Here is a 21,083-nt window from a genome sequence, read left to right as displayed (position 1 = left end):
AAAATGTTCAACTATCAGCTGGTAAAATTGGTGCAATGCCTGCATTAAATAATCAACAATTAAATGCAACCGTAACTGCTCAATCAAAACTGCAAACACCTGAAGAATTTAAAAATATTATAATAAAACACGATACAAATGGTGCCCTAGTTCACCTTTCAGATGTGGCAAGAGTTGAAATAGGAAGTGAATCATACGATAATATAACTAGATTAAATGGTCATCCTTCATCTGGTATTGCTGTAATGTTATCATCAGGAGCAAATGCTTTATCAACAGCAACAAGAGTACGTACTGTTTTAGATGATTTAAAACACAATATGCCAGAAGGCTATAATATAGCTTATCCAGTTGATAGTACAAAATTTATTAGTATTTCTATTAATGAAGTTGTTAAAACTTTAATTGAAGCTATTATACTTGTAATACTTGTAGTTTTTATATTTTTACAAAATTGGAGAGCTACTATTATTCCTGCAATTGCTGTTCCTGTAGTTATTTTAGGAACATTTGCTGTACTTAATGTTTTTGGTTATTCGATAAATACCTTAACAATGTTTGGAATGGTTTTGTCCATTGGTTTACTAGTTGATGATGCTATTGTTGTAATTGAAAATGTTGAGCGGATTATGAGAGAAAAAGGTCTTAATGCCCATGAAGCAACTAAAGAATCTATGAAAGAGGTAAGTACAGTTCTAATAGGAATTGCCATTGTTCTTTCAGCTGTTTTCTTACCTATGGCATTTTTCGATGGTTCAACGGGTGTAATTTACCGTCAATTTTCAATTACAATTGTTTCTTCAATGATTCTTTCTGTTATCGTAGCTTTAACATTAACTCCTGCACTTTGTGCTTCATTAATAGATTCTAATCATAAACCAAAAACAACAGGTTTTTTTCATTGGTTTAATAAGACTTTTGAATCTATCACAAAAAAATATGAAAAGAAAGTTTTAAGTGTATTAAAAAAACCTATTAGATGGATGGTTTTTTATTTTATAATTGTTCTTGCTATGTCATATTTAACATACAAACTTCCTACAAGTTTTTTACCCCTTGAAGATCAAGGTAAAATAATGGCGCAAATATCATTACCTCAAGGTGCATCAATAATAAGAACCAAAGAAGTTGCAGAAAAAGTTGAAGATTATTTTTTAAATAATGAAAAAGATAATACTGAATTTATTTTTACAATTTCAGGATTTAATTTTAGCGGAAGCGGTCAAAATGCCGGTATGGCTTTTATTTCTTTAAAAGATTGGGATTCAAGAACAAATTCAAAGGATGAAGCAAGTTCTATTGTAAATAGAGCAAATAAAGAATTAGCTTCAACAAGAGATGCAAGCATTTTTGCATTAAATCCTCCATCAATTAGAGGCTTAGGAAATACAAATGGTTTTAGTTTTCAACTTCAAGCAAGTGCAGGAACTGATAGAGATGCATTAAAAGATATGAGAGATACACTAATAAGTAATGCAACAAAAGATCCTATGTTAAAAGGTATTAGACTAGGAAGTATGTCAGAAAATCCTCAGCTTAATATTACTATTAATCATGAAAAAGCTGTTTCTCTTGGAATTCCATTGGGAAATATAAATAATACTATAAGTGCTGCATGGGCTGGATCTTATATAAATGATTTTATAGATAGAGGTAGAGTAAAAAAAGTATATATACAAGGAGATTCAGCATTTCGTTCAGCTCCTGAAGATATTAATAAATGGTATGTAAGAGCTAGTGATGAAACAAGTATGACTCCTTTTTCAGCTTTTGCAACAACAAACTGGACCTATGGACCTGAAAGTTTATCAAGATATAATGGATTATCGTCTTATGAGATAAATGGCTCAGCAGCAAGTGGAACTAGTTCAGGAAATGCCATGAACGAAATGGAAAAATTAGCTAGTGAACTTCCAAAAGGTTCTAGCTATGCATGGAGTGGGTTATCATACCAAGAGCATCTTTCAAGTGGTCAAAGTACACTACTCTACTCTGTTTCTATACTAGTTGTTTTTTTATGTCTTGCCGCTTTATATGAAAGTTGGTCAATTCCCTTTTCTGTTTTATTAGTAATTCCATTAGGTATTGTAGGAGCTGTTTTAATTACAACAGTAAGAGGATTAGAAAACGATGTATATTTCCAAGTTGCCCTACTGACTGTAATTGGATTATCCTCTAAAAACGCTATCTTAATTGTAGAGTTTGTTGAAGTTGCACATAAAAATGGTAGTTCACTTTTTGATGCAGCAGTTGAAGGGGCAAGATTAAGATTAAGACCTATTATAATGACTTCATTAGCTTTTGTGGTTGGAGTTTTACCACTTGCAGTTTCAACAGGAGCTGGAGCCAATAGTAGAATTGCTATTGGAACAGGGATTGTAGGAGGAACACTAACTGCTACTATTCTTGGGATATTTATGATTCCATTATTTTATGTTTTAATTCGTAAATTATTTAAAATAAAAAACGAAAATGTTTCTAATATAGCTACAGTAAATACAAAGGAAAATTAAAATGAAAACAAATAAATCACTTCATATAATTATTCCATTTATTGCAGCAATTCTTTTATCTGCATGTAGCACAAAAGATTTATCATACGATAAACCTCAAAATTTAATACCACAAACATGGTCAAAAGATAATGCCTATAAAGAGCTAACATTTTCAACAAATAGTGAAGCTCTTTTATGGGAAAAAATGATTTTAGATGAGAAACTAAAAGAAGTAATAAAAATATCTCTGAATCAAAATCGTTCACTAAAAGAAGCTGTTGCAAATATAGAAGCAGCAAGAGCTAAATATAGAGTACAAAAAGCATCTGAACTTCCAAGTTTAGATGCTGATTTTTCTGGAAGTAAATCACGTTCTTTAAATACCTTTTCAACAAATAATTCAACAAGTAATTCAGAAAGTTATAGTGCAAAAATAGGAATAAGTTCTTATGAATTAGATTTCTTTGGAAAAGCACGTAACTCTACTCTTGCGGATTTTGAAAGTTTTTTATCTGTTAAAGAAGCACAAAAAACAGTTCATATTTCACTTATTGCAGAAGTTTCAAATGCCTGGCTAACAATGGCAGCTGATAAAAGTTTACTAGATTATGCAAAAAAAACAAGTTTAAGTAGTAAAAAAAGTTTAGATATTATCGATGCTAGAATAAAAGCAGGTATTGATTCAAAAGCAACACTTTATGATGAACAAACAACTTATTATCAAGCCTTAGCAGATGTAGAAAAATATACTACTTTAGTAGCGCAAGATCAAAATGCACTTGATTTACTAGTTGGTCAAAAAATACCCGAACAACTTCTTCCTATGGAACTAGATGAAAATAGAGAATATTTATCTTCTATTCCAATAGGATTATCATCAGATATTTTATTAAATCGTCCAGATATTTTAGAAGCTGAACATAATTTAAAAGCAGCAAATGCAAATATAGAAGTAGCAAGAGCTGCTTATTTCCCATCTATTACTATTACCTCAGCAGCTGGAATTGCAAGTACAGCACTTAGTAATCTTTTCACAGGAGGGGCATCTTCTATTTGGAGTTTTGCTCCTAATATATCATTACCAATTTTTGATTGGGGTTCAAAAGATGCATCTTTAGATTATGCAAAATCTCAAAGAGATTTATATGTAGCTAAATATGAACTTGCTATTCAAACAGCATTTAGTGAAGTGGCAAATGCCCTTGCTAGATATGCAACAATTGAGAATCAATTAAAAGCTCAAGAAAATTTAGTAAATGCCCATAAAAATAGTTTATTTCTTTCAGAGAGAAGATATAAATCAGGTGTAGATACATATTTAAATACTTTAATATCACAAAGAAGTTTATATGGTAGTGAACAAAATTTGATATCTTTACATTTAGCAAAAATTTCAAATCGTGTTACTTTATATAAAGTTTTAGCCAATGATATTAAATAATATACTTTAATAAAATACTGCAAACCAAATAGTTGGCTTTTCAAGACTTGTGAATTTAATCCTATGTTTTTGGAAAGCTTCTATATTTAAACAATCACCTTTTACAAGCTCAACTTTCTTATCTTCAAACTCAAGTATGGCAAAACCTTCTAAAAGTAAAATAAATTCACTTTTTTCTTGCTCATACCAGAAATTTTCTGGTGACTTTTGACCATTTGAAACTATCTTTTCTACTTTTATAGTCTCGTTTTTAAAAATTTCAAAAAATTTTTCTTCAGTTTTATCCACTATTATTTCATCAAATATATTATACTTTTCTACACTCATAAACTATCCAAAATATTGATTTATTGGTATTTTAGCAAAATTTTTCTAATCATCTGATATAATCTTGATTGATTTAATCAAGTTATTTAATCACCTCTTGTTTAAAGGGTATTATATTAATTGTGATTAAATTACTTGACATTAATAAAAAAATGTTCTATAATTTCAACATACAAAGAAAATGAACAAAAAAAGAAAGGAAAATAATATGCAAAACGAAACAATTGCAATACACGCTGGCTATAATAAAAAAGAAGGCCATGGCTCTATGGCTGTTCCTATTACACAAACAACTGCTTATGCATTTAGAGATTCTGAGCATGCTGCTAATTTATTTGCCCTTAAAGAACTGGGACCAATCTATACAAGATTAACAAACCCAACAACTGATGTTTTAGAGCAAAGATTTGCTGCACTTGAAGGTGGAGCTGCTGCTATTTGTGTATCATCAGGCCAATCAGCTATTTTCTATGCTGTTGCAAATGTTGCTGAAGCTGGAGATAATATTATTATTTCTGATAAATTATATGGTGGAGCTATTACTTTATTAACTTATACTTTAAAAAGATTTGGAATTTCTGCAAAAGTATTTAAAAGTGAAGATGCTTCAAATCTAGAAGAGTTGATTGATGATAAAACAAAAGCTATCTTTTTTGAATCATTATCAAACCCACAAATTGCAATTACTGATGTTGAAAAAGTAGTTGAAATTGCAAAAAAACATGGTGTTTTAACTATTTGTGATAATACAGTTGCAAGTGCCGCATTATTTAACCCAATTAAATGGGGAGTGGATGTTGTTGTTCATTCAACTTCAAAATATACAAACGGTCAAGGTACTGCTATTGGTGGAATTGTTGTAGAAAGAGATGGCTTAGCTGAGTTCTTTAAAGCAAATGAAAACAGATATTCACACTTTACAACTCCTGATGCATCTTACCATGGATTAGTATATACAGATGTTCCTCTTCCTAATTTTTGTTTAAGAATTAGATTGTCACTTTTAAGAGATATTGGTGCTGCACAAGCTCCTTTTAACTCATGGTTATTAATTCAAACATTAGAAACATTAAGTTTAAGAGTTGATAAACACTCAGATAATGCACTTGAAGTTGCTAAATTCTTAGAATCACATCCAAAAGTAAAAGCTGTAAATTACCCAGGATTAGCATCTAATAAATATTATGACAAAGCACAAAAATATTTCAAAGGTGGAAAAGCATCAGGATTAATTTCATTTGATGTATCTTCATTTGAAGAAGCAAGAAAAGTAATTGATAGCGCTAAATTATTCAGCGTTGTTGTAAATATTGGAGATAGTAAGTCACTTATTGTTCATCCAGCATCTACAACTCACTCTCAAATGAGTCCAGAAGAATTAGTAAAAGCAGGAGTAAATCCTGTGACAATTAGACTTTCTATTGGTTTAGAAAATACAGTTGATCTTATTGAAGATTTAAATCAAGCATTAAACTAAGAAATTGATATGCCATTAATATCAACAAAGGGTGTATATGGCTTAACAGCCATGTATGAGTTAAGTAAGTATCAAGAAGATAGTCCCATGCAAATCAAGGAAATATCAGCAAATGCTAATATTCCTCAAAACTACTTAGAACAGTTATTAAGTAAATTAAGACGAGCTGAGCTAGTAAAGAGTATAAGAGGAGCAAGAGGTGGATATATTCTTGCAAAAGATCCAAGTGAAATTAAAATAGTTGATATTTTAATAGCACTTGAAGATGATATCAAAATTGTGGATGTAAAAGCGGATAATCCAATTTTAAATATCTTTTTTGATGAATCAAAAAATAGTATGAAAAAGATTTTTGATATTAGCCTAGATAAACTAGATGAATATCAAGATAAGTATAATGAATTTTTACATTACAGTATATAAATAATAAATAAAGGAAAATGATATGAAATTTGCAAATAATATAACAGAATTAATCGGAAACACACCTTTAGTAAAATTACAAGGTGCTAGCGAAGCAAGTGGAGCAACGGTTCTTGGAAAGTGTGAGTTTATGAATCCATCACACTCTGTAAAAGATAGAATTGGAACAAATATGATTAACGCAGCTATTAAAGCTGGATTAATTAAAGAAGGTACTACAGTAATTGAGCCAACAAGTGGAAATACAGGAATTGCATTAGCATCGGTTTGTGCCGCTCTTGGAATTAAATTAGTTCTTACAATGCCTGCATCAATGAGTATTGAAAGAAGAAGATTATTAAAAGCATTAGGTGCTGATTTAGTATTAACTGCTCCTGAAAAAGGAATGAAAGGTGCTATTGAAAAAGCTGTTGAATTACAAGAAGAAACACCAAATTCTTTTATTCCTCAACAATTTGGAAATGAAGCGAATCCTGAAATTCATAGACTTACAACAGCAAAAGAAATTTTAGCTGACACAGATGGGAAGATTGATATTTTAGTTGCTGCTATTGGAACAGGTGGAACAATTACAGGAACTGGTGAAGTTTTAAAAGCTCATAATCCAAATATCCAAATTATTGCCGTTGAACCTGATGCAAGTCCTGTATTAAGTGGTGGGAAACCAGGACCTCATAAAATTCAAGGTATTGGAGCAGGATTTGTACCTGATATTTTAAATACAAAAATTTATGATGAAGTAATTCAAGTATCAAATGATGATGCAATTGCAAGCTCTAGAAAACTTGCTCAAACAGAGGGATTATTAGTGGGTATTAGTGCCGGTGCAAATGCACATGTCGCAGCATTAGTTGCTGCTAGACCTGAAAATAAAGGTAAAACTATCGTTACTATTTTATGTGACACAGGTGAAAGATACCTAAGTTCAGGTTTATATGATTATAATGAAGAGTAAAAACTCTTCATTATAAGCATTTTTTATATATAAAATTAGGAAAAATAAATGCACGAAAAACCATATAGGTCGGTAGTAAAATCAATATCATGGCGAACACTAGGGACCCTTGATACTATGATAATCTCATATTTTGTTACAGGTAATTTAGTAATGGCAGCATCAATTGGTTCAATTGAAGTTATAACAAAAATGGCATTATATTATTTTCATGAAAGAGCTTGGAATAAATGTTCATTTGGAAGAATCAAACCTCCAGCAAATGATTATCAAATTTAATAGGTAGAATTATGAGTAAAAAAGAATTAATAGAAAAAATAAATAAAGATTTACAAAATAACACAACACAAGAAGTAATCGAATATTTTTTAAAAAATTTTAAAAATGTTGCTTTAAGTTCAAGCTTAGCAGCAGAAGATCAAGTTTTAACAGATGTAATTTTAAAGCAAGATAAAAATGCAACAATATTTACATTAGATACAGGAAGACTTCATCCAGAAACTTATAATGTAATGGATGAAACAAATTTAAAATATGGTGTAAAAATTGATGTATTTTTCCCAAATAACGAAAAAGTACAAGAGTTATATCAAACTCAAGGTGTAAATGGTCATTATGAAAGTATTGACAATAGAAAAAACTGCTGTGGTATTAGAAAAATCGAACCTCTCAAACGTGCTTTAAAAGGTCTTGATGTTTGGATTACAGGATTAAGAGCTGCTCAAAGTGTTACAAGAGTTGATATGCCTTTAGTTGAATGGGATGAATCATTTAATGTTATTAAAGTTAATCCTTTAATTAACTGGAATGAAAAAGATGTTTGGGATTATATAAAAGAAAATAGAGTTCCTTACAACAAACTTCATGATCAAGGTTTCCCTAGTATTGGATGTGCTCCATGTACAAGGGCTATAAAGGAAGGTGAAGATATAAGAGCAGGACGTTGGTGGTGGGAGAACCCAGAGCATAAAGAGTGTGGTTTACACAAAAAATAGATTTTAATTTAAAATATAAAGATGAATTCAAACTTTTAATTTGAGGGATTCTAAATTAATGGAGAAGAATAAAAATGATAAGTAAAGAAAGATTAACACATCTAAAACAATTAGAAGCAGAATCAATGCACATTATGAAAGAAGTAGTAGCAGAATTTTCAAATCCAGCAATGTTATATAGTGTTGGAAAAGATTCATCTGTTATGTTACATCTTTTACAAAAAGCATTTTATCCAGCACCACCTCCTCTACCTTTAGTTCATGTTGATACAACATGGAAGTTTAAAGAGATGATTGAATTTAGAGATAGACGTGCAAAAGAAGTTGGTATGGAACTTTTAGTTTATATTAACCCAAAAGGTGCTGAGATGGATATCTCTCCTTTTACTCATGGAAGTGCACTACACACAGATATTATGAAAACTGAAGGTTTAAAAAACATGTTAAACATTCAACAATTTGATGCTGTATTTGGTGGGGCTAGAAGAGATGAAGAAAAATCTAGAGCAAAAGAGAGAATCTACTCTTTTAGAGATAAAAACCACAGATGGGATCCAAAAAACCAAAGACCTGAACTTTGGAATATCTATAATGGAAGACATACAAAAGGTGAATCTATTAGAGTATTCCCATTATCAAACTGGACAGAACTTGATATTTGGCAATATATCTATTTAGAAAATATTTCTATTCCAGATTTATATTTCTCAAAAGATAGAGAAGTAGTTGAATATATGGGTACAAAAATCATGGTAGATGATGATAGAATGCCTGAAAATTTGCGAAAAACAGCTAAAAAAGAAATGGTTAGGTTTAGAACACTAGGATGTTATCCATTGACAGGTGCTGTAAATTCTGAAGCAACAACTTTACCTGAGATTATTCAAGAAATGCTTATTTGTACAACAAGCGAAAGACAAGGTAGATTAATAGATAGTGATGGTGACGCATCAATGGAGAAAAAGAAACAAGAAGGATATTTTTAAGATGGCACATCAATCAGATTTAATAGCAGAAAATATAGAACAATATTTAAAAGAACATGAAAATAAAGAGATATTAAGATTTATTACTTGTGGAAGTGTAGATGATGGTAAATCAACTTTAATTGGTAGATTACTTTATGATTCAAAAATGATTTTTGAAGATCAACTAGCAGCAATTGAAAAAGATAGTAAGAAAAGTGGAACAACTGGTGATAAAATAGATTTAGCACTTTTAGTTGATGGATTAGCAAGTGAGAGAGAGCAAGGTATTACTATTGATGTTGCTTATAGATTCTTCTCAACTGAAAAAAGAAAGTTTATTATTGCAGATACTCCAGGTCATGAGCAATATACTAGAAATATGGCAACGGGAGCTAGTACGGCTGATGTTGCAATTATTTTAATAGATGCTAGACAGGGAATTTTGACTCAAACTAAAAGACACTCATATATTGCATCTTTATTAGGAATTAAAAACCTAATTGTTGCTATTAATAAAATGGATTTAGTTGATTTTAGCCAAGATGTTTTTGAAAAAATCAAAAATGACTATAATGAAATTATTGAATATCTTCCACATAATAGTGATTTAAACATAGAGTTTATACCTATTTCTGCACTTGATGGAGATAATATATTAACTATTTCACCTAAGTGTTCTTGGTATAAAGGTCTTCCTTTAATGCAATTACTTGATACTATTGAAATACATAAAAAAGAGAATAATTCATTTAGATTACCAGTTCAATACGTAGTTCGTCCTCACTTAAACTTTAGAGGTTTTTCTGGAACAATTGCAAGTGGTGAGATTAGTGTTGGTGATGAAATTACTGTATTACCATCAAGAAAAACATCAAAAGTTAAATCAATAGTATCAAATGATATTAAAGATTTAAGACCAATTGGAAAAGATGAAGTTGTAGAGACTATTTCTAAAGCATTTGCTCCAATGGCAACTACAATTACACTTGAAGATGAAATTGATATAAGTAGAGGAGATATGATTGTAAAATCAACTGATATTCCAAAAGTATCAAATCACTTATCTTGTATGGTAGTATGGATGGATGAAGCTCCTTTAAAACTAAATCAGAATTACATTATAAAAAGAGCGACATCTGTATTAAATGGTGCATTTAACTCAATTGAGTTTAAGAAAAATATTAATACATTTGAAGAAATTGATGCAAATGAACTTAAACTAAATGACATTGCAAAATGTACTTTATCTTTAGATAGAGAAATTGCAGTTGACCCATACCATGAAAATAGATATACAGGAAGTTTTATTATTATTGATAAATATAATAATTCAACAGTTGGAGCAGGTATGATCATATCTTCAATTGAAGGGTTTGCACATTTAGAGGAAGAAAAAAGAGTTTATACTCAAGCTGAAATTGAATTAAATCAGTTTATTAGAAAAAATTATCCACAATGGGATTGTAAGGCAATATAATGTCTAATAACTCAATATTAAACATAGAACAAATAAAAAAAGAAAAAAGTGGAATAGATGTCTTAGCTGACATCTATATCTATGCGATCTTCGGTGAAAAGATAACTCCTAGTGATTTAGAAAGATTTAAATGGTATGGACTTTATGCTCAAGATGAAAAACAAGAATTCTTTGAATTAAAAATTCCACTTGATATGGGTGAGTTAAATTTAGAACAAATCCAAACTTTAAGTCAAATTTCTAAAGACTATGCTAATAACTCTTTAAATTTATTAAATTCTCAGAAAATAGAATTAAAGAATCTAAAATTACATAATTTACCAAATATTTTTAATATGCTTCATAAAGTTGAATTAAATACTTCATTTGAAGCAGGTCATACAGTAAGAAGAGTTTTAACTTGTCCTGTAAATGGAATTGATGAAACGCAATTATTTGATGTTACTGATTTAGCTAAAAGATTAAACAAAACATTTATTGGAAACAAAAATTTTGATAATTTACCCAATAAACTTCAAATGGCAATAAGTGGCTACGAAGAAGGTTGTGACGTACAGTTTACTCCTGATGTTAGTTTTAATGCAACAAGAGATTCAAAAGAAAAAATTATTTTTGCAGTAAAAATAATGGATAGAACAATAGGATATGTTACTCCGCCTCAAATACTAAATACAGCAAAAGCTATTGCTTCTATTTATAAAGATTATGGAGATAGAGAAAACCCTGGAAATAACTCTTTTGAAGCTCTTGTAAAGAATTGGGGATATGATAAATTTTACGATATTTTAAATGCATCAATTAATTATAAAATTCAAAAAAATATTTTCATTAAAAATAATCCAGTTCCTAGAAAACCAAGAATGGGAATAAACAATAGTAAAATTAAAGATGAAAGTTATATAGGATGTAGATTCAATTCAAATACTCTTGAGAGTTCAACTTTTGATTCTTTACATCAATTATTAACAAAACATGAAGCTAGTAAAATAAAAATTACACATAAAGCAAATATTATTGTTTTAGATGCTCCATCAAAAAATGCAAATAGCCTAGCAAAAGAATTAGAAAAGATTGGATTCAATCCTTTTTCCTAGGAAAAATATAAAAAAGCTTTAAAAAAAGCTTTTTTATTCAAGCAAGCTCTTATGCTAAATAACTTAAAATTATGAAATTAATAAGAAAAACTAATTAAATGAGTGAAATAATATGAATAAAAATATCTTTAGACCTTTTTTCAATGAGAATACTGATGTATTAAACTTCATCAAATACAACACTATTGGAAAAAATAAAAAAGAATATTTTGACTATACAGCATCAGGATTAGCTTTTAGACAAATAGAAAATAGAATCCATGATGTACTTGAAACCTATGCAAATACTCATTCAAAAGAGGCTTCAAATGCAGATAAAACAAGTAATCATTATGAATTAGCTAGACAAAATTTAGCAAAATCTTTAGAAATCACAAATGAATTTGCAATACTCCCAAATGGATGTGGAACAACAGCTGCTATAAAACATTTTCAAGAATTGCTAGGATTATATATTCCACCTGCTACAAAAAAAAGATATGGTTTTACAATAGACAAACAAAAAGCTCCCTTGGTTATTGTGGGACCTTATGAACACCATTCAAATGAAGTATCTTTTAGAGAATCATTATGTGAAATACAAAGAATAAATCTTAATAGTGAAGGATTAGTTGATTTAGAGCATCTTAAATCTGTACTTGAAGAAAATAAACATAGAGAAATAATATCTTCATTTTGTATTGCTTCAAATGTAACAGGAATTATAACTCCATACGAAGAAATCTCAAGAATTTTACGAAGATATAATGCAATAGTTTGTTTTGATGCTGCAGCTTCAAGTCCATATATTAATATACCTTGCCATCTTTATGATGCAATATTTATGTCACCACATAAACTTCTTGGAGGGCCTGGCTCTTGTGGATTATTAGTTATTAGAAAATCATTAGTTGATACTTCAATCTCTCCAACTTTTGCAGGTGGAGGAACGGTTGAATATGTAAATAAAGATACACAAGTTTTTCAAAGAGATATAGAAACAAGAGAAGATGCAGGAACTCCAGGAATTTTACAATTAATAAGAGCATCTTTAGCCTATCAACTAAGAAATGAAATAGGTTTTGAATTTATAAAAAAACAAAAAGATGAGCTAAAAAAATATTTTATAAGTGAATTAAAAAAAATACCAAATTGTGAAATCTACGGAAATCAAGAAGCACAAAATATAGGAATAATCTCTTTTAATATAAAAGGTCTTAACCCTTATGAACTATGTTTTAGATTATCTATGCAAGACGGATTTCAAACAAGAGCAGGATGCTCATGTGCAGGACCATATGGACATGATTTACTAGGAATTGAACAACTAGATATTAATAATAAACCAGGATGGGTAAGAATCTCTATTCATTTTTCACAAACAAAAGAAGAGATTTTGAATTTAGTTGAAAGTATAAAAAAAATAGCTGTAATTTAGAATGTTTAGAATTAAAGTTTTAAACATTCTAAATGTAAATATCTCTGCTTTTTTCGAGTCAAATAAAGAGTAATTCTAACACTACACAAAAACTACATACTTCATTTAAAATTCATTAACCTAAAGAGTTTACAATCCCAAATGAGTTTTATAATATTTTTTTCAGCTTTTACAATTGTCTTTGCTTTTCAAACCTTGATAATAAAAAAGCGTCTTATAAATAAACTTGATTTTACTTATAAGACTAAAAAGTATCTTAGCCTAATTTTATATATAACTTTTTTAGGTGTACTTATGTATCCCGTGGCTAGATACTATCCCTTAGTGCCAAACTGGCTCTATTTTCTCCTTTCCCTTCCAATTGGGGTGATTTTCTTAACATTTATTATTACATTATTACATGAAATCATCTCTTTTGGTTTTTCTAAAACATCTTTTAGAAAAAATCGTAGAGATTTTTTTAAAAAAGGTTTAGATATTGGTGCTATTTCTGTTGTAGTTGCTACAAACGCAAAAGCCATTGACAATTCAAGAGATATAGAACTTGAAATTGTTGATGTAAAAATCAATAATTTAAAACAACCCTACTCTATAGTTCAATTAAGTGATATTCATATTGGTGGTTTAATTGATAAAGATTTTATAAAATCTTTAGTTGATAAGGTAAATATCTTAAATCCTGATGTGGTGGTAATCACAGGTGATTTAGTGGATACAAAACTACAGTTTGCAAAAGCTGCTCTTGATGAACTAAAAAACCTAAAATCAAAATTTGGAACATATTTTATAGTTGGAAATCATGAGTATTTTCATGGTGTTCAGCCTATTATTGATTATGTAAATTCCCTTGAAATAAAAACTTTAGAAAATGAAAATGTCTATATAGGCCCAAATGATAATGGTTTTTATTTATGTGGTGTTTATGATAGATTTGGGTTTAGATATGGTGCCTATAAACCTGATATTAATAAAGCTTTAGAAAATACAAATAATCATCCAACAATACTACTAGCCCATCAACCAAAATTTATTGAAGAAATTGAAAGTACAAAAGGAATTGATTTAATTCTTTGTGGACATACACATGGTGGACAAATTTTTCCATTCAACTTCTTGGTAAAACTTCAACAACCCTACGTAAGAGAATTAAATACTCACAATGAATTTACTCAAGTTTATGTAAACAAAGGTACAGGATTTTGGGGACCTCCTATGCGATTAGGGGCTAGTAGTGAGATAACTTTTTTAAAGTTATCTTCTTGATTTTTTTATTTAGTTACCAAAAAAAATGCTGTTAGAATAGATACGGTATAAATACTCATCAAAATTATATAATCGGTTTTATTTACTTTATTTTTTTCTAATTTATTCATTTAAACTCCTCTTTTATAAGAAGGAGATTCTCCTTCTTATTTTACTGTTATAGTTTTTTTATTATTATCTTCTTTTAATTTTGGAATAATTACTTCTAATACTCCATTATCACTACTTGCTTCTATATTTTCTATATCTGTATTCTCGGGTAAAGTAAAACTTCTTGAGAATTTTCCAAAATATGTTTCTACTTTATAATAATCTTCCTCTTTAATTTCATCTTTTACTTTTCTTTCACCACTGATTGTTAAAATTCCTTTATTTATATCAACTTTAATATCTTCTTTTTTTACACCTGGTAAATCAACATCAACATGGTAGGCAAATTCACCTTCTCTTGTATTAACCACTGGAACAAAGGCATTTACACCTTCATTTTTTGATTGGTTATATAAACCTTTTTCTATCTCTTTTATTTGTTTAAAAGGGTCAAATTTTGTTAATAGCATTTCAAACTCCTTGAAATAAAATATATACTTGATATATCATGTATCAAGTTAATGGAATATTAGCATAATTTTTAGCACTTGTCAATATATAGTGCTAAAAAAAAGACAAGTAATGTTTTTATAGAATTTATACTCTAGCACTTAAGCTATTTATTTGCTAATAATATATTATATATAGTAAACATCCTTTTCCATTTAAATCTTTTTCTTTATGCTATAAAGTTATACAATTTTATTTTTTAAATACATTTGTATTAGTTATATACAATATTTAAAGATAGTAATTCTTTTATTTATGTATAATGAAATTAATTTAAAATATAAGGATTAAATATGTCTTTAAAAGTAGTAATTTCTCACAGAACTGCATATAAATACGATAGAAACATTTCGTTATCTCCACATATAATAAGATTAAGACCAGCTCCTCACAGTAGAACTCCAATAGAAGCTTATTCATTAAAAATAAAGCCTGAAGGGCACTTCTTAAATTGGCAGCAAGATCCTTTTGGTAACTACATGGCAAGACTTGTTTTCCCTGAAAAAACAAAAGAGTTTTCAATTGATGTTGAAATTATTGCGGATTTAATTACATTAAATCCTTTTGATTTCTTTGTTGAAGAGAGTGCTACAAACTATCCTTTTGAATATAAAAAAGATTTAAAAAAAGAATTAAAACCCTATTTAAAAATAAATGAAGATGGAAAACTTTTAAAAGAATTCGTAAAAAGTATTGATAAAAGCGAAAAACCTATTATTGACTTTTTAGTTGAAGTTAATCAAAAAATCAATCAATATGTTAACTACACAGTAAGATTAGAAGCTGGTGTACAAACGTGCAAAACTACTTTAGGAAAAAAACTTGGTTCTTGTAGAGATTCTGCTTGGTTATTTGTTCAAGTATTAAGACATTTAGGACTTGCAGCTAGATTTGTATCTGGGTATTTAGTGCAGTTAACAGCTGATGTTAAATCTCTTGATGGACCAAGTGGTCCTGAAGCTGATTTTACAGATCTACATGCATGGACTGAGGTTTATATTCCAGGTGCTGGGTGGGTTGGACTTGATAGTACAAGTGGATTGTTTGCAGGAGAAGGTCATATTCCTCTTGCTTGTACTCCTCACTATAATAGTGCCCATGCAATTGAAGGATTTAGTGATAAATGTGAAACTGAGTTTGAATTTGAAAATAAAGTTACAAGAATTTTTGAATCTCCAAGGGTTACTAAACCATATAAAGAAGAACAATGGGATGCTATTTACAATCTTGGTTTTAAAGTTGATGAAGATTTAGTAAAAAACGATGTAAGACTTACTATGGGTGGTGAGCCTACTTTTGTATCTATTGATGATATGGAATCTGCTCAATGGAATAGTGAAGCTGATGGTGAACATAAAAGATTATTAGCAAATAATTTAGCAAGAAAACTTCTTGCATCAAATACTAATGGTGGATTATTACATCATGCTCAAGGTAAATGGTATCCAGGTGAGCCACTTCCAAGATGGCAAACAAGTATATATTGGAGAAAAGATGGAAAGGCTATTTGGGAAAATCCTGAATTACTAGCAGATATGAATAAAGCATATCCATACACAACAAATGATGCCAAAAAGTTCATATCAACTCTATCTTTAATTTTAGGAGTTAGTGATCAAAATGTAATTCCTGCATATGAAGATCCAATTTATTATATCATGAAAGAAGCTGAACTTCCTCTTGATGTTGATCCTTTAAAATTTGATTTAAAAGATCCACTTGAGAGACAAACAATAGCTAAAAAACTATCTCAAGGATTAAATAGTGAAGTTGGATATGTACTTCCAATAAACTTTGGTGCAACAAAATGGATTACTTCAAAATGGGAATTTAGACGTGGACATTTATTCCTAGGGGCTGGAAATTCTCCATTGGGACTAAGACTTCCTTTAGAATCACTAATTGTAAAACCTCAAGTAGAATTAGAACAAGAGTTTGAACATGATTTATTTGCTGCTTATCCTGTTCTTGGTGAGTATATTACAAGTGTACAAAAAAGAGCAAAGAAGATGAGTAAAAAAACTACTCCTAAAAATAAATATGAAGCATTTGTAAGAACTGCTCTTTCTGTAGAAATAAGAGATGAAAAACTTTGTATTTTCCTTCCTCCAATTGAAAAAACAGAAGTTTTCTTAGACCTAATTGCCTCAATTGAAGAAACTGCAAAAAGATTAAATATTGCAGTAATCATAGAAGGTTACGAACCTCCTCATGATTTAAGAACAGATAGAATTAAAGTTACTCCAGATCCAGGTGTTATTGAAGTAAATATTCAACCAACTAGTTCTTGGAAAGAGTTAAGTGATAATTTACTTTCTCTTTATGAAGACGCAAGACTTTGTAGACTTGGAACTGAAAAGTTTATGATTGATGGAAGACACACAGGAACAGGTGGAGGAAATCACGTAACAATCGGAGCAATGGAACCTGCTGATTCACCACTTTTAAGAAATCCTCAATTACTTAGAAGCTTAATCACATTTTGGCAACACCATCCAGGTTTATCTTATTTATTCTCAGGAGCATTTATAGGACCAACTTCACAAGCTCCAAGAGTTGATGAAGGAAGAATGGAAAATCTTTATGAATTAGAAATTGCCTTCTCTCAAATCCCAGAAAGTGGAGATGTTCCTTTTTGGTTAACTGATAGACTATTTAGACATATGTTAACAGATATTACTGGAAATACTCATAGAAGTGAGTTTTGTATAGATAAATTATATTCTCCTGATTCAAGTAGTGGAAGACTTGGTATCTTAGAGCTAAGAGCTTTTGATATGCCACCTCACTCTCAAATGGCACTTTTACAAATGCTATTAGTAAGAGCTTTAGTTTCTTGTTTCTGGAAAAAACCATATAAACATAACTTAGTTAGATGGGGAACAAGATTACATGATAAATTTTTACTTGAACATTATGTAAAAGAAGATTTAAGAAGTGTTGTTCAATATTTAAATGATGAAGGTTATGAATTCAAACTTGATTGGTTTGACCCATTCTTTGAATTTAGATTCCCATTATATGGTATGACATCAATTGAAGGAATGCCTGTTGAAATAAGATCAGCAATTGAACCTTGGAATGTATTAGGAGAAGAATCAGGAAGTCAAGGAACATCAAGATATGTTGATTCTTCTGTTGAAAGACTTCAAATAAAAATTGCAAATTTCAATGAAGAGAGATATGTAGTATCTTGTAATGGAGTTCAAGTACCTCTTTCTAAAACAGATATTGAAGGTGAATATGTAAGTGGTGTTAGATACAAAGCTTGGCAACCATGGTCAGCACTTCATCCTACAATTAAAGTAGATACTCCTCTAACTTTTGATATAATAGACAAATGGAATACTAGATCAATTGGTGGGTTTAATTATTTTGTTGCGCATCCAGGAGGAAGAAGTTATGATTCTTTCCCTGTAAATTCTTTTGAAGCTGAATCAAGAAGAATAAACAGATACTGGGATTTTAATCACTCTCAAGGAGAAGTTACTCCTTATGAGCCTAAAATAACAGGTGAAGCTAATACTATTTTTGCATATGAAGCAAAAAGAACATTAACTAACAAAAAAGGAACTAAAAAACTTTATTTCCATGAAATGCCAAAAAATAAAGAGTACCCACATACATTAGACTTAAGACAAAGGTGGATGAAAAATTAGATGTCGATTTTTAACAGTTGTAAATTAGAAGCACCTTTTGATGAAATGTTTGACAAAGAGTGTAATGTAAAGCCTCATTGGAAAGAAATATATGATAATTTAGAACGTGTAGGAATTAAACAGCTAGAACAAAAACAGACAGAAATTGACTGGAGACTAGAAGATAATGGGGTTACTTATAATATTTATAATGACCCTGAAGGAACAAATCGAAGATGGAATTTAGATCCAATTCCATTTGTTCTTGAAAATGAAGAATGGGAAGAAATTTCCAAAGGTTTAAAGCAAAGAGCAAAACTACTAAATCTTATTTTCAAAGATTTATATACAGAGCAAAGATTAATTAAAGAAGGAATTATTCCTGCTGAAATAATTTTTGGACATAAGGGTTTTATTCCTGAAGTATTTAACTTTGAAAATAAAGATTATTATTGTATGAAATACTATGCTGCTGATATTAGCAGAGGTCCCAATGGTAAATTTTGGGTTATTTCTGATAAAACTCAGTCCCCTTCAGGATTAGGCTATGCAATAGAGAATAGACTTACTATGAATTCAATTCTAGGTGACTTATATCCAAAAGTAGAAATTTTAAAGATTGCAAAATTTATTGAAGATTTTAAAATAATGCTAAAAGAAAATTCTTCAAAAAACAATGAAAATCCTTTGATTACCTTATTAACTCCCGGACCTCATAATGAAACATATTTTGAGCACTCTTACCTAAGTTCTTTTTTAAATTTAACTTTAGTTCAAGGAGAAGATTTATTAGAAAAAAATAATCAATTATGGTTAAAAAGTCTAAGTGGCTTAAAAAAAGTTGATGCAATGATAAGAAGAGTTGATTCAGCTTATTGTGATCCTTTAGAATTAAGATCGGATTCTCAATTAGGGGTTGCTGGTTTAGTAAATGTTGTTAGAAAAAATAATTTATCAATGATAAATCCTATTGGTGTTGGGATTTTAGAAAATATTGGATTAAATCCTTTTATGAAAAATATTGCTAAATTTTTATTAAATGAAGAGTTAATTCTTCCACAAATAGCTACATGGTGGTGTGGTCAAAAAGAAGAGCTTGATTTTGTTATCAAAAATATAAAAACACTAATGATAAAAAAAATCAATCGTACAGATGGCATTGAGATACATATTGGTAGTGATTTAAATGATGAAGAAATAGCAATTTTAGTAAAACAAATTCAAAAAAATCCGGGTTATTATGTAGGCCAAGAGATTATTGATTTTTCAACAATTCCATCTTTTAATAAAGGAAAAATTGAGCCAAGAAATGCAGTAATTAGATCATTTGCATATCTAGATAAAAATGAATTTAAAGTAATGCCTAGTGGATTAGTAAGGGTTTCAGCTTCTAAAGATTCCTTAGTTGTTTCTAATCAAAAAGGTGGAACAAGTAAAGATTTATGGATATTAGGTAACAATGAAGAATTTACAGGATTTAACATTTTTAAAAATAGAGAATCAATTGATTCTAGATTAGAAAATATATCTACAAAACGTGCAGAAAATCTTTTTTGGTTAGGACGATATTTAAATAGAGCTATTACAGTTGCTAGAATGATTAGGTTTAATTTAAAAAGCATGCTAAATATAAATAGATATGATGATAATACTAACGCAAAAAAAGCTACTAAAATTTTAAATATTTCACTTACTCATTTAACAATGTCTTATCCTGGTTTTTTATCAGAAAAAGAAACAAAACCAATTGTTGAGATTATTGATTTAATTCAAAATAGTTATAGATCAGGAACATTATCTTTTTCATTACTTATGCTTTCAAACATAAATACAAATGTAAAAAATTTACTTACGATGGAAGCATGGCGAATTTTTGAGAAAATGCAAAAAGAATGGACAGCATATAGTAAAAAACAAATAATTACAAATAGAGAGCACATAGATGAACTTGACAAGCTTCTAATTTATCTTATGGCATATAAAGAACTAATTGATGAAAGTATATTTAAAGAACAAGGATTAATACTTTACGATATAGGTTGTAAAATAGAAATTTCTCAACTCTTAATATCAAAATTAAGATCTTTATTAACAAATAAATTAGATATGCTATTAGAGTATGATGTATTAGACTCATTACTTAATTCTTATGAGAGTTATAATTCGTATAGAGCTTATTATAAATCATCTTTAGAAATGCAGAATGTATTAGAGTTTCTTTTATTTAATACCAAATACCCTAAATCTCTTATTTATATAATAGAAGAGCTATTATCAAATTTAAAAGATTTACCAAAAGAAATAAAAAATTCTCACCTTAGTAGTTTTGAAGAACCTATTTTCAAATCTTATTCAATGCTAAAGTTATCAAATACTAAAAAGCTTTTAGAGATACAAGATGATGAATTTACTTATAAAAAATTAGATGATTTTTTAGCAGAAATTTCTAATAATCTAGCTCAAACATCTGAAGAGCTAACAAAAACATATTTTTCACACTATAACGAGTAGAC

Annotated in this window: 16 protein-coding genes; 14 read left to right on the top strand and 2 right to left on the bottom strand. The window is 29.3% G+C overall.

Annotated features, from left to right (window positions below; translation table 11 throughout):
* A partial coding sequence (locus ABVS04_RS07210) for an efflux RND transporter permease subunit (RefSeq protein ID WP_368030000.1) occupies positions 1-2,513 on the top strand: 2,513 nt, incomplete at its 5' end.
* Position 2,514: 1 nt separating this feature from the next.
* Complete coding sequence (locus ABVS04_RS07205; RefSeq protein ID WP_368029999.1) at positions 2,515-3,936, top strand: efflux transporter outer membrane subunit; 1,422 nt, start codon at positions 2,515-2,517, stop codon at positions 3,934-3,936.
* Between the two features lie 6 nt (positions 3,937-3,942).
* Here the strand turns inward: ABVS04_RS07205 and ABVS04_RS07200 are convergent, their stop codons facing one another.
* Positions 3,943-4,263 (bottom strand): cupin domain-containing protein, encoded by a 321-nt coding sequence (locus ABVS04_RS07200; protein WP_368029998.1) that lies wholly within the window; start codon positions 4,261-4,263, stop codon positions 3,943-3,945.
* Between the two features lie 208 nt (positions 4,264-4,471).
* Here ABVS04_RS07200 and ABVS04_RS07195 point away from each other — a divergent pair, with 208 nt between their 5' ends.
* The 10 genes from ABVS04_RS07195 (at position 4,472) to ABVS04_RS07150 (ending at position 14,332) form a co-directional block, all read left to right on the top strand.
* Positions 4,472-5,740: an O-acetylhomoserine aminocarboxypropyltransferase/cysteine synthase family protein gene (locus ABVS04_RS07195; RefSeq protein ID WP_368029997.1), complete on the top strand. Its 1,269-nt coding sequence runs from the start codon at positions 4,472-4,474 to the stop codon at positions 5,738-5,740.
* A 9-nt stretch (positions 5,741-5,749) separates the two neighbouring features.
* Positions 5,750-6,163: an Rrf2 family transcriptional regulator gene (locus tag ABVS04_RS07190; RefSeq protein ID WP_368029996.1), complete on the top strand. Its 414-nt coding sequence runs from the start codon at positions 5,750-5,752 to the stop codon at positions 6,161-6,163.
* 22 nt (positions 6,164-6,185) lie between these two features.
* Positions 6,186-7,118, top strand: a complete 933-nt coding sequence (cysK, locus tag ABVS04_RS07185; protein ID WP_368029995.1) for a cysteine synthase A — start codon at positions 6,186-6,188, stop codon at positions 7,116-7,118.
* A 48-nt stretch (positions 7,119-7,166) separates the two neighbouring features.
* Positions 7,167-7,397, top strand: a complete 231-nt coding sequence (locus tag ABVS04_RS07180) for a DUF2061 domain-containing protein (RefSeq protein ID WP_368029994.1) — start codon at positions 7,167-7,169, stop codon at positions 7,395-7,397.
* An 11-nt stretch (positions 7,398-7,408) separates the two neighbouring features.
* Entirely contained in the window at positions 7,409-8,113 is a 705-nt protein-coding gene (locus ABVS04_RS07175; protein WP_368029993.1) for a phosphoadenylyl-sulfate reductase, read from the top strand.
* 74 nt (positions 8,114-8,187) lie between these two features.
* Positions 8,188-9,099: a sulfate adenylyltransferase subunit CysD gene (gene cysD, locus ABVS04_RS07170; protein WP_368029992.1), complete on the top strand. Its 912-nt coding sequence runs from the start codon at positions 8,188-8,190 to the stop codon at positions 9,097-9,099.
* A gap of 1 nt (position 9,100) precedes the next feature.
* Positions 9,101-10,558 carry a sulfate adenylyltransferase subunit CysN gene (cysN, locus tag ABVS04_RS07165; protein ID WP_368029991.1) on the top strand — a complete coding sequence of 486 codons (1,458 nt, stop codon included), beginning with the start codon at positions 9,101-9,103 and terminating at the stop codon, positions 10,556-10,558.
* On the top strand, positions 10,558-11,652 hold the full coding sequence (locus tag ABVS04_RS07160) for a sulfite reductase (RefSeq protein WP_368029990.1): 1,095 nt from the start codon (positions 10,558-10,560) through the stop codon (positions 11,650-11,652). The genes cysN and ABVS04_RS07160 overlap by 1 nt, the downstream gene beginning before the upstream one ends.
* 112 nt (positions 11,653-11,764) lie before the next feature.
* The gene (locus tag ABVS04_RS07155) at positions 11,765-13,069 is read left to right on the top strand and encodes an aminotransferase class V-fold PLP-dependent enzyme (protein ID WP_368029989.1); all 1,305 of its coding nucleotides are present in this window, start codon (positions 11,765-11,767) and stop codon (positions 13,067-13,069) included.
* Between the two features lie 141 nt (positions 13,070-13,210).
* Positions 13,211-14,332 (top strand): metallophosphoesterase, encoded by a 1,122-nt coding sequence (locus ABVS04_RS07150; protein ID WP_368029988.1) that lies wholly within the window; start codon positions 13,211-13,213, stop codon positions 14,330-14,332.
* Positions 14,333-14,478: 146 nt separating this feature from the next.
* On the opposite strand, the gene ABVS04_RS07145 is transcribed toward ABVS04_RS07150, so the two are convergent.
* On the bottom strand, positions 14,479-14,892 hold the full coding sequence (locus ABVS04_RS07145) for an Hsp20/alpha crystallin family protein (protein ID WP_368029987.1): 414 nt from the start codon (positions 14,890-14,892) through the stop codon (positions 14,479-14,481).
* A gap of 333 nt (positions 14,893-15,225) precedes the next feature.
* On the opposite strand from ABVS04_RS07145, the gene ABVS04_RS07140 reads away from it, so the two are divergent.
* Both ABVS04_RS07140 and ABVS04_RS07135 read left to right on the top strand, forming a co-directional pair.
* Positions 15,226-18,591 carry a DUF2126 domain-containing protein gene (locus ABVS04_RS07140; RefSeq protein WP_368029986.1) on the top strand — a complete coding sequence of 1,122 codons (3,366 nt, stop codon included), beginning with the start codon at positions 15,226-15,228 and terminating at the stop codon, positions 18,589-18,591.
* Positions 18,592-21,081: a circularly permuted type 2 ATP-grasp protein gene (locus ABVS04_RS07135; RefSeq protein WP_368029985.1), complete on the top strand. Its 2,490-nt coding sequence runs from the start codon at positions 18,592-18,594 to the stop codon at positions 21,079-21,081. It begins immediately after the preceding gene.
* Positions 21,082-21,083 lie beyond the last annotated feature (2 nt).

Source organism: Arcobacter sp. s6, from assembly GCF_040884245.1.
Classification (GTDB): Bacteria; Campylobacterota; Campylobacteria; order Campylobacterales; family Arcobacteraceae; genus Aliarcobacter.
This window is presented reverse-complemented; position numbering and strand designations above follow the sequence as displayed.

Excerpts from the sequence above, each read along its gene's own strand:
- ABVS04_RS07205 (WP_368029999.1), top strand. The coding sequence starts at position 2,515 with ATGAAAACAAATAAATCACTTCATATAATTATTCCATTTATTGCAGCA.
- ABVS04_RS07200 (WP_368029998.1), bottom strand. The coding sequence starts at position 4,263 with ATGAGTGTAGAAAAGTATAATATATTTGATGAAATAATAGTGGATAAA.
- ABVS04_RS07195 (WP_368029997.1), top strand. The coding sequence starts at position 4,472 with ATGCAAAACGAAACAATTGCAATACACGCTGGCTATAATAAAAAAGAA.
- ABVS04_RS07190 (WP_368029996.1), top strand. The coding sequence starts at position 5,750 with ATGCCATTAATATCAACAAAGGGTGTATATGGCTTAACAGCCATGTAT.
- cysK (WP_368029995.1), top strand. The coding sequence starts at position 6,186 with ATGAAATTTGCAAATAATATAACAGAATTAATCGGAAACACACCTTTA.
- ABVS04_RS07180 (WP_368029994.1), top strand. The coding sequence starts at position 7,167 with ATGCACGAAAAACCATATAGGTCGGTAGTAAAATCAATATCATGGCGA.
- ABVS04_RS07175 (WP_368029993.1), top strand. The coding sequence starts at position 7,409 with ATGAGTAAAAAAGAATTAATAGAAAAAATAAATAAAGATTTACAAAAT.
- cysD (WP_368029992.1), top strand. The coding sequence starts at position 8,188 with ATGATAAGTAAAGAAAGATTAACACATCTAAAACAATTAGAAGCAGAA.
- cysN (WP_368029991.1), top strand. The coding sequence starts at position 9,101 with ATGGCACATCAATCAGATTTAATAGCAGAAAATATAGAACAATATTTA.
- ABVS04_RS07160 (WP_368029990.1), top strand. The coding sequence starts at position 10,558 with ATGTCTAATAACTCAATATTAAACATAGAACAAATAAAAAAAGAAAAA.
- ABVS04_RS07155 (WP_368029989.1), top strand. The coding sequence starts at position 11,765 with ATGAATAAAAATATCTTTAGACCTTTTTTCAATGAGAATACTGATGTA.
- ABVS04_RS07150 (WP_368029988.1), top strand. The coding sequence starts at position 13,211 with ATGAGTTTTATAATATTTTTTTCAGCTTTTACAATTGTCTTTGCTTTT.
- ABVS04_RS07145 (WP_368029987.1), bottom strand. The coding sequence starts at position 14,892 with ATGCTATTAACAAAATTTGACCCTTTTAAACAAATAAAAGAGATAGAA.
- ABVS04_RS07140 (WP_368029986.1), top strand. The coding sequence starts at position 15,226 with ATGTCTTTAAAAGTAGTAATTTCTCACAGAACTGCATATAAATACGAT.
- ABVS04_RS07135 (WP_368029985.1), top strand. The coding sequence starts at position 18,592 with ATGTCGATTTTTAACAGTTGTAAATTAGAAGCACCTTTTGATGAAATG.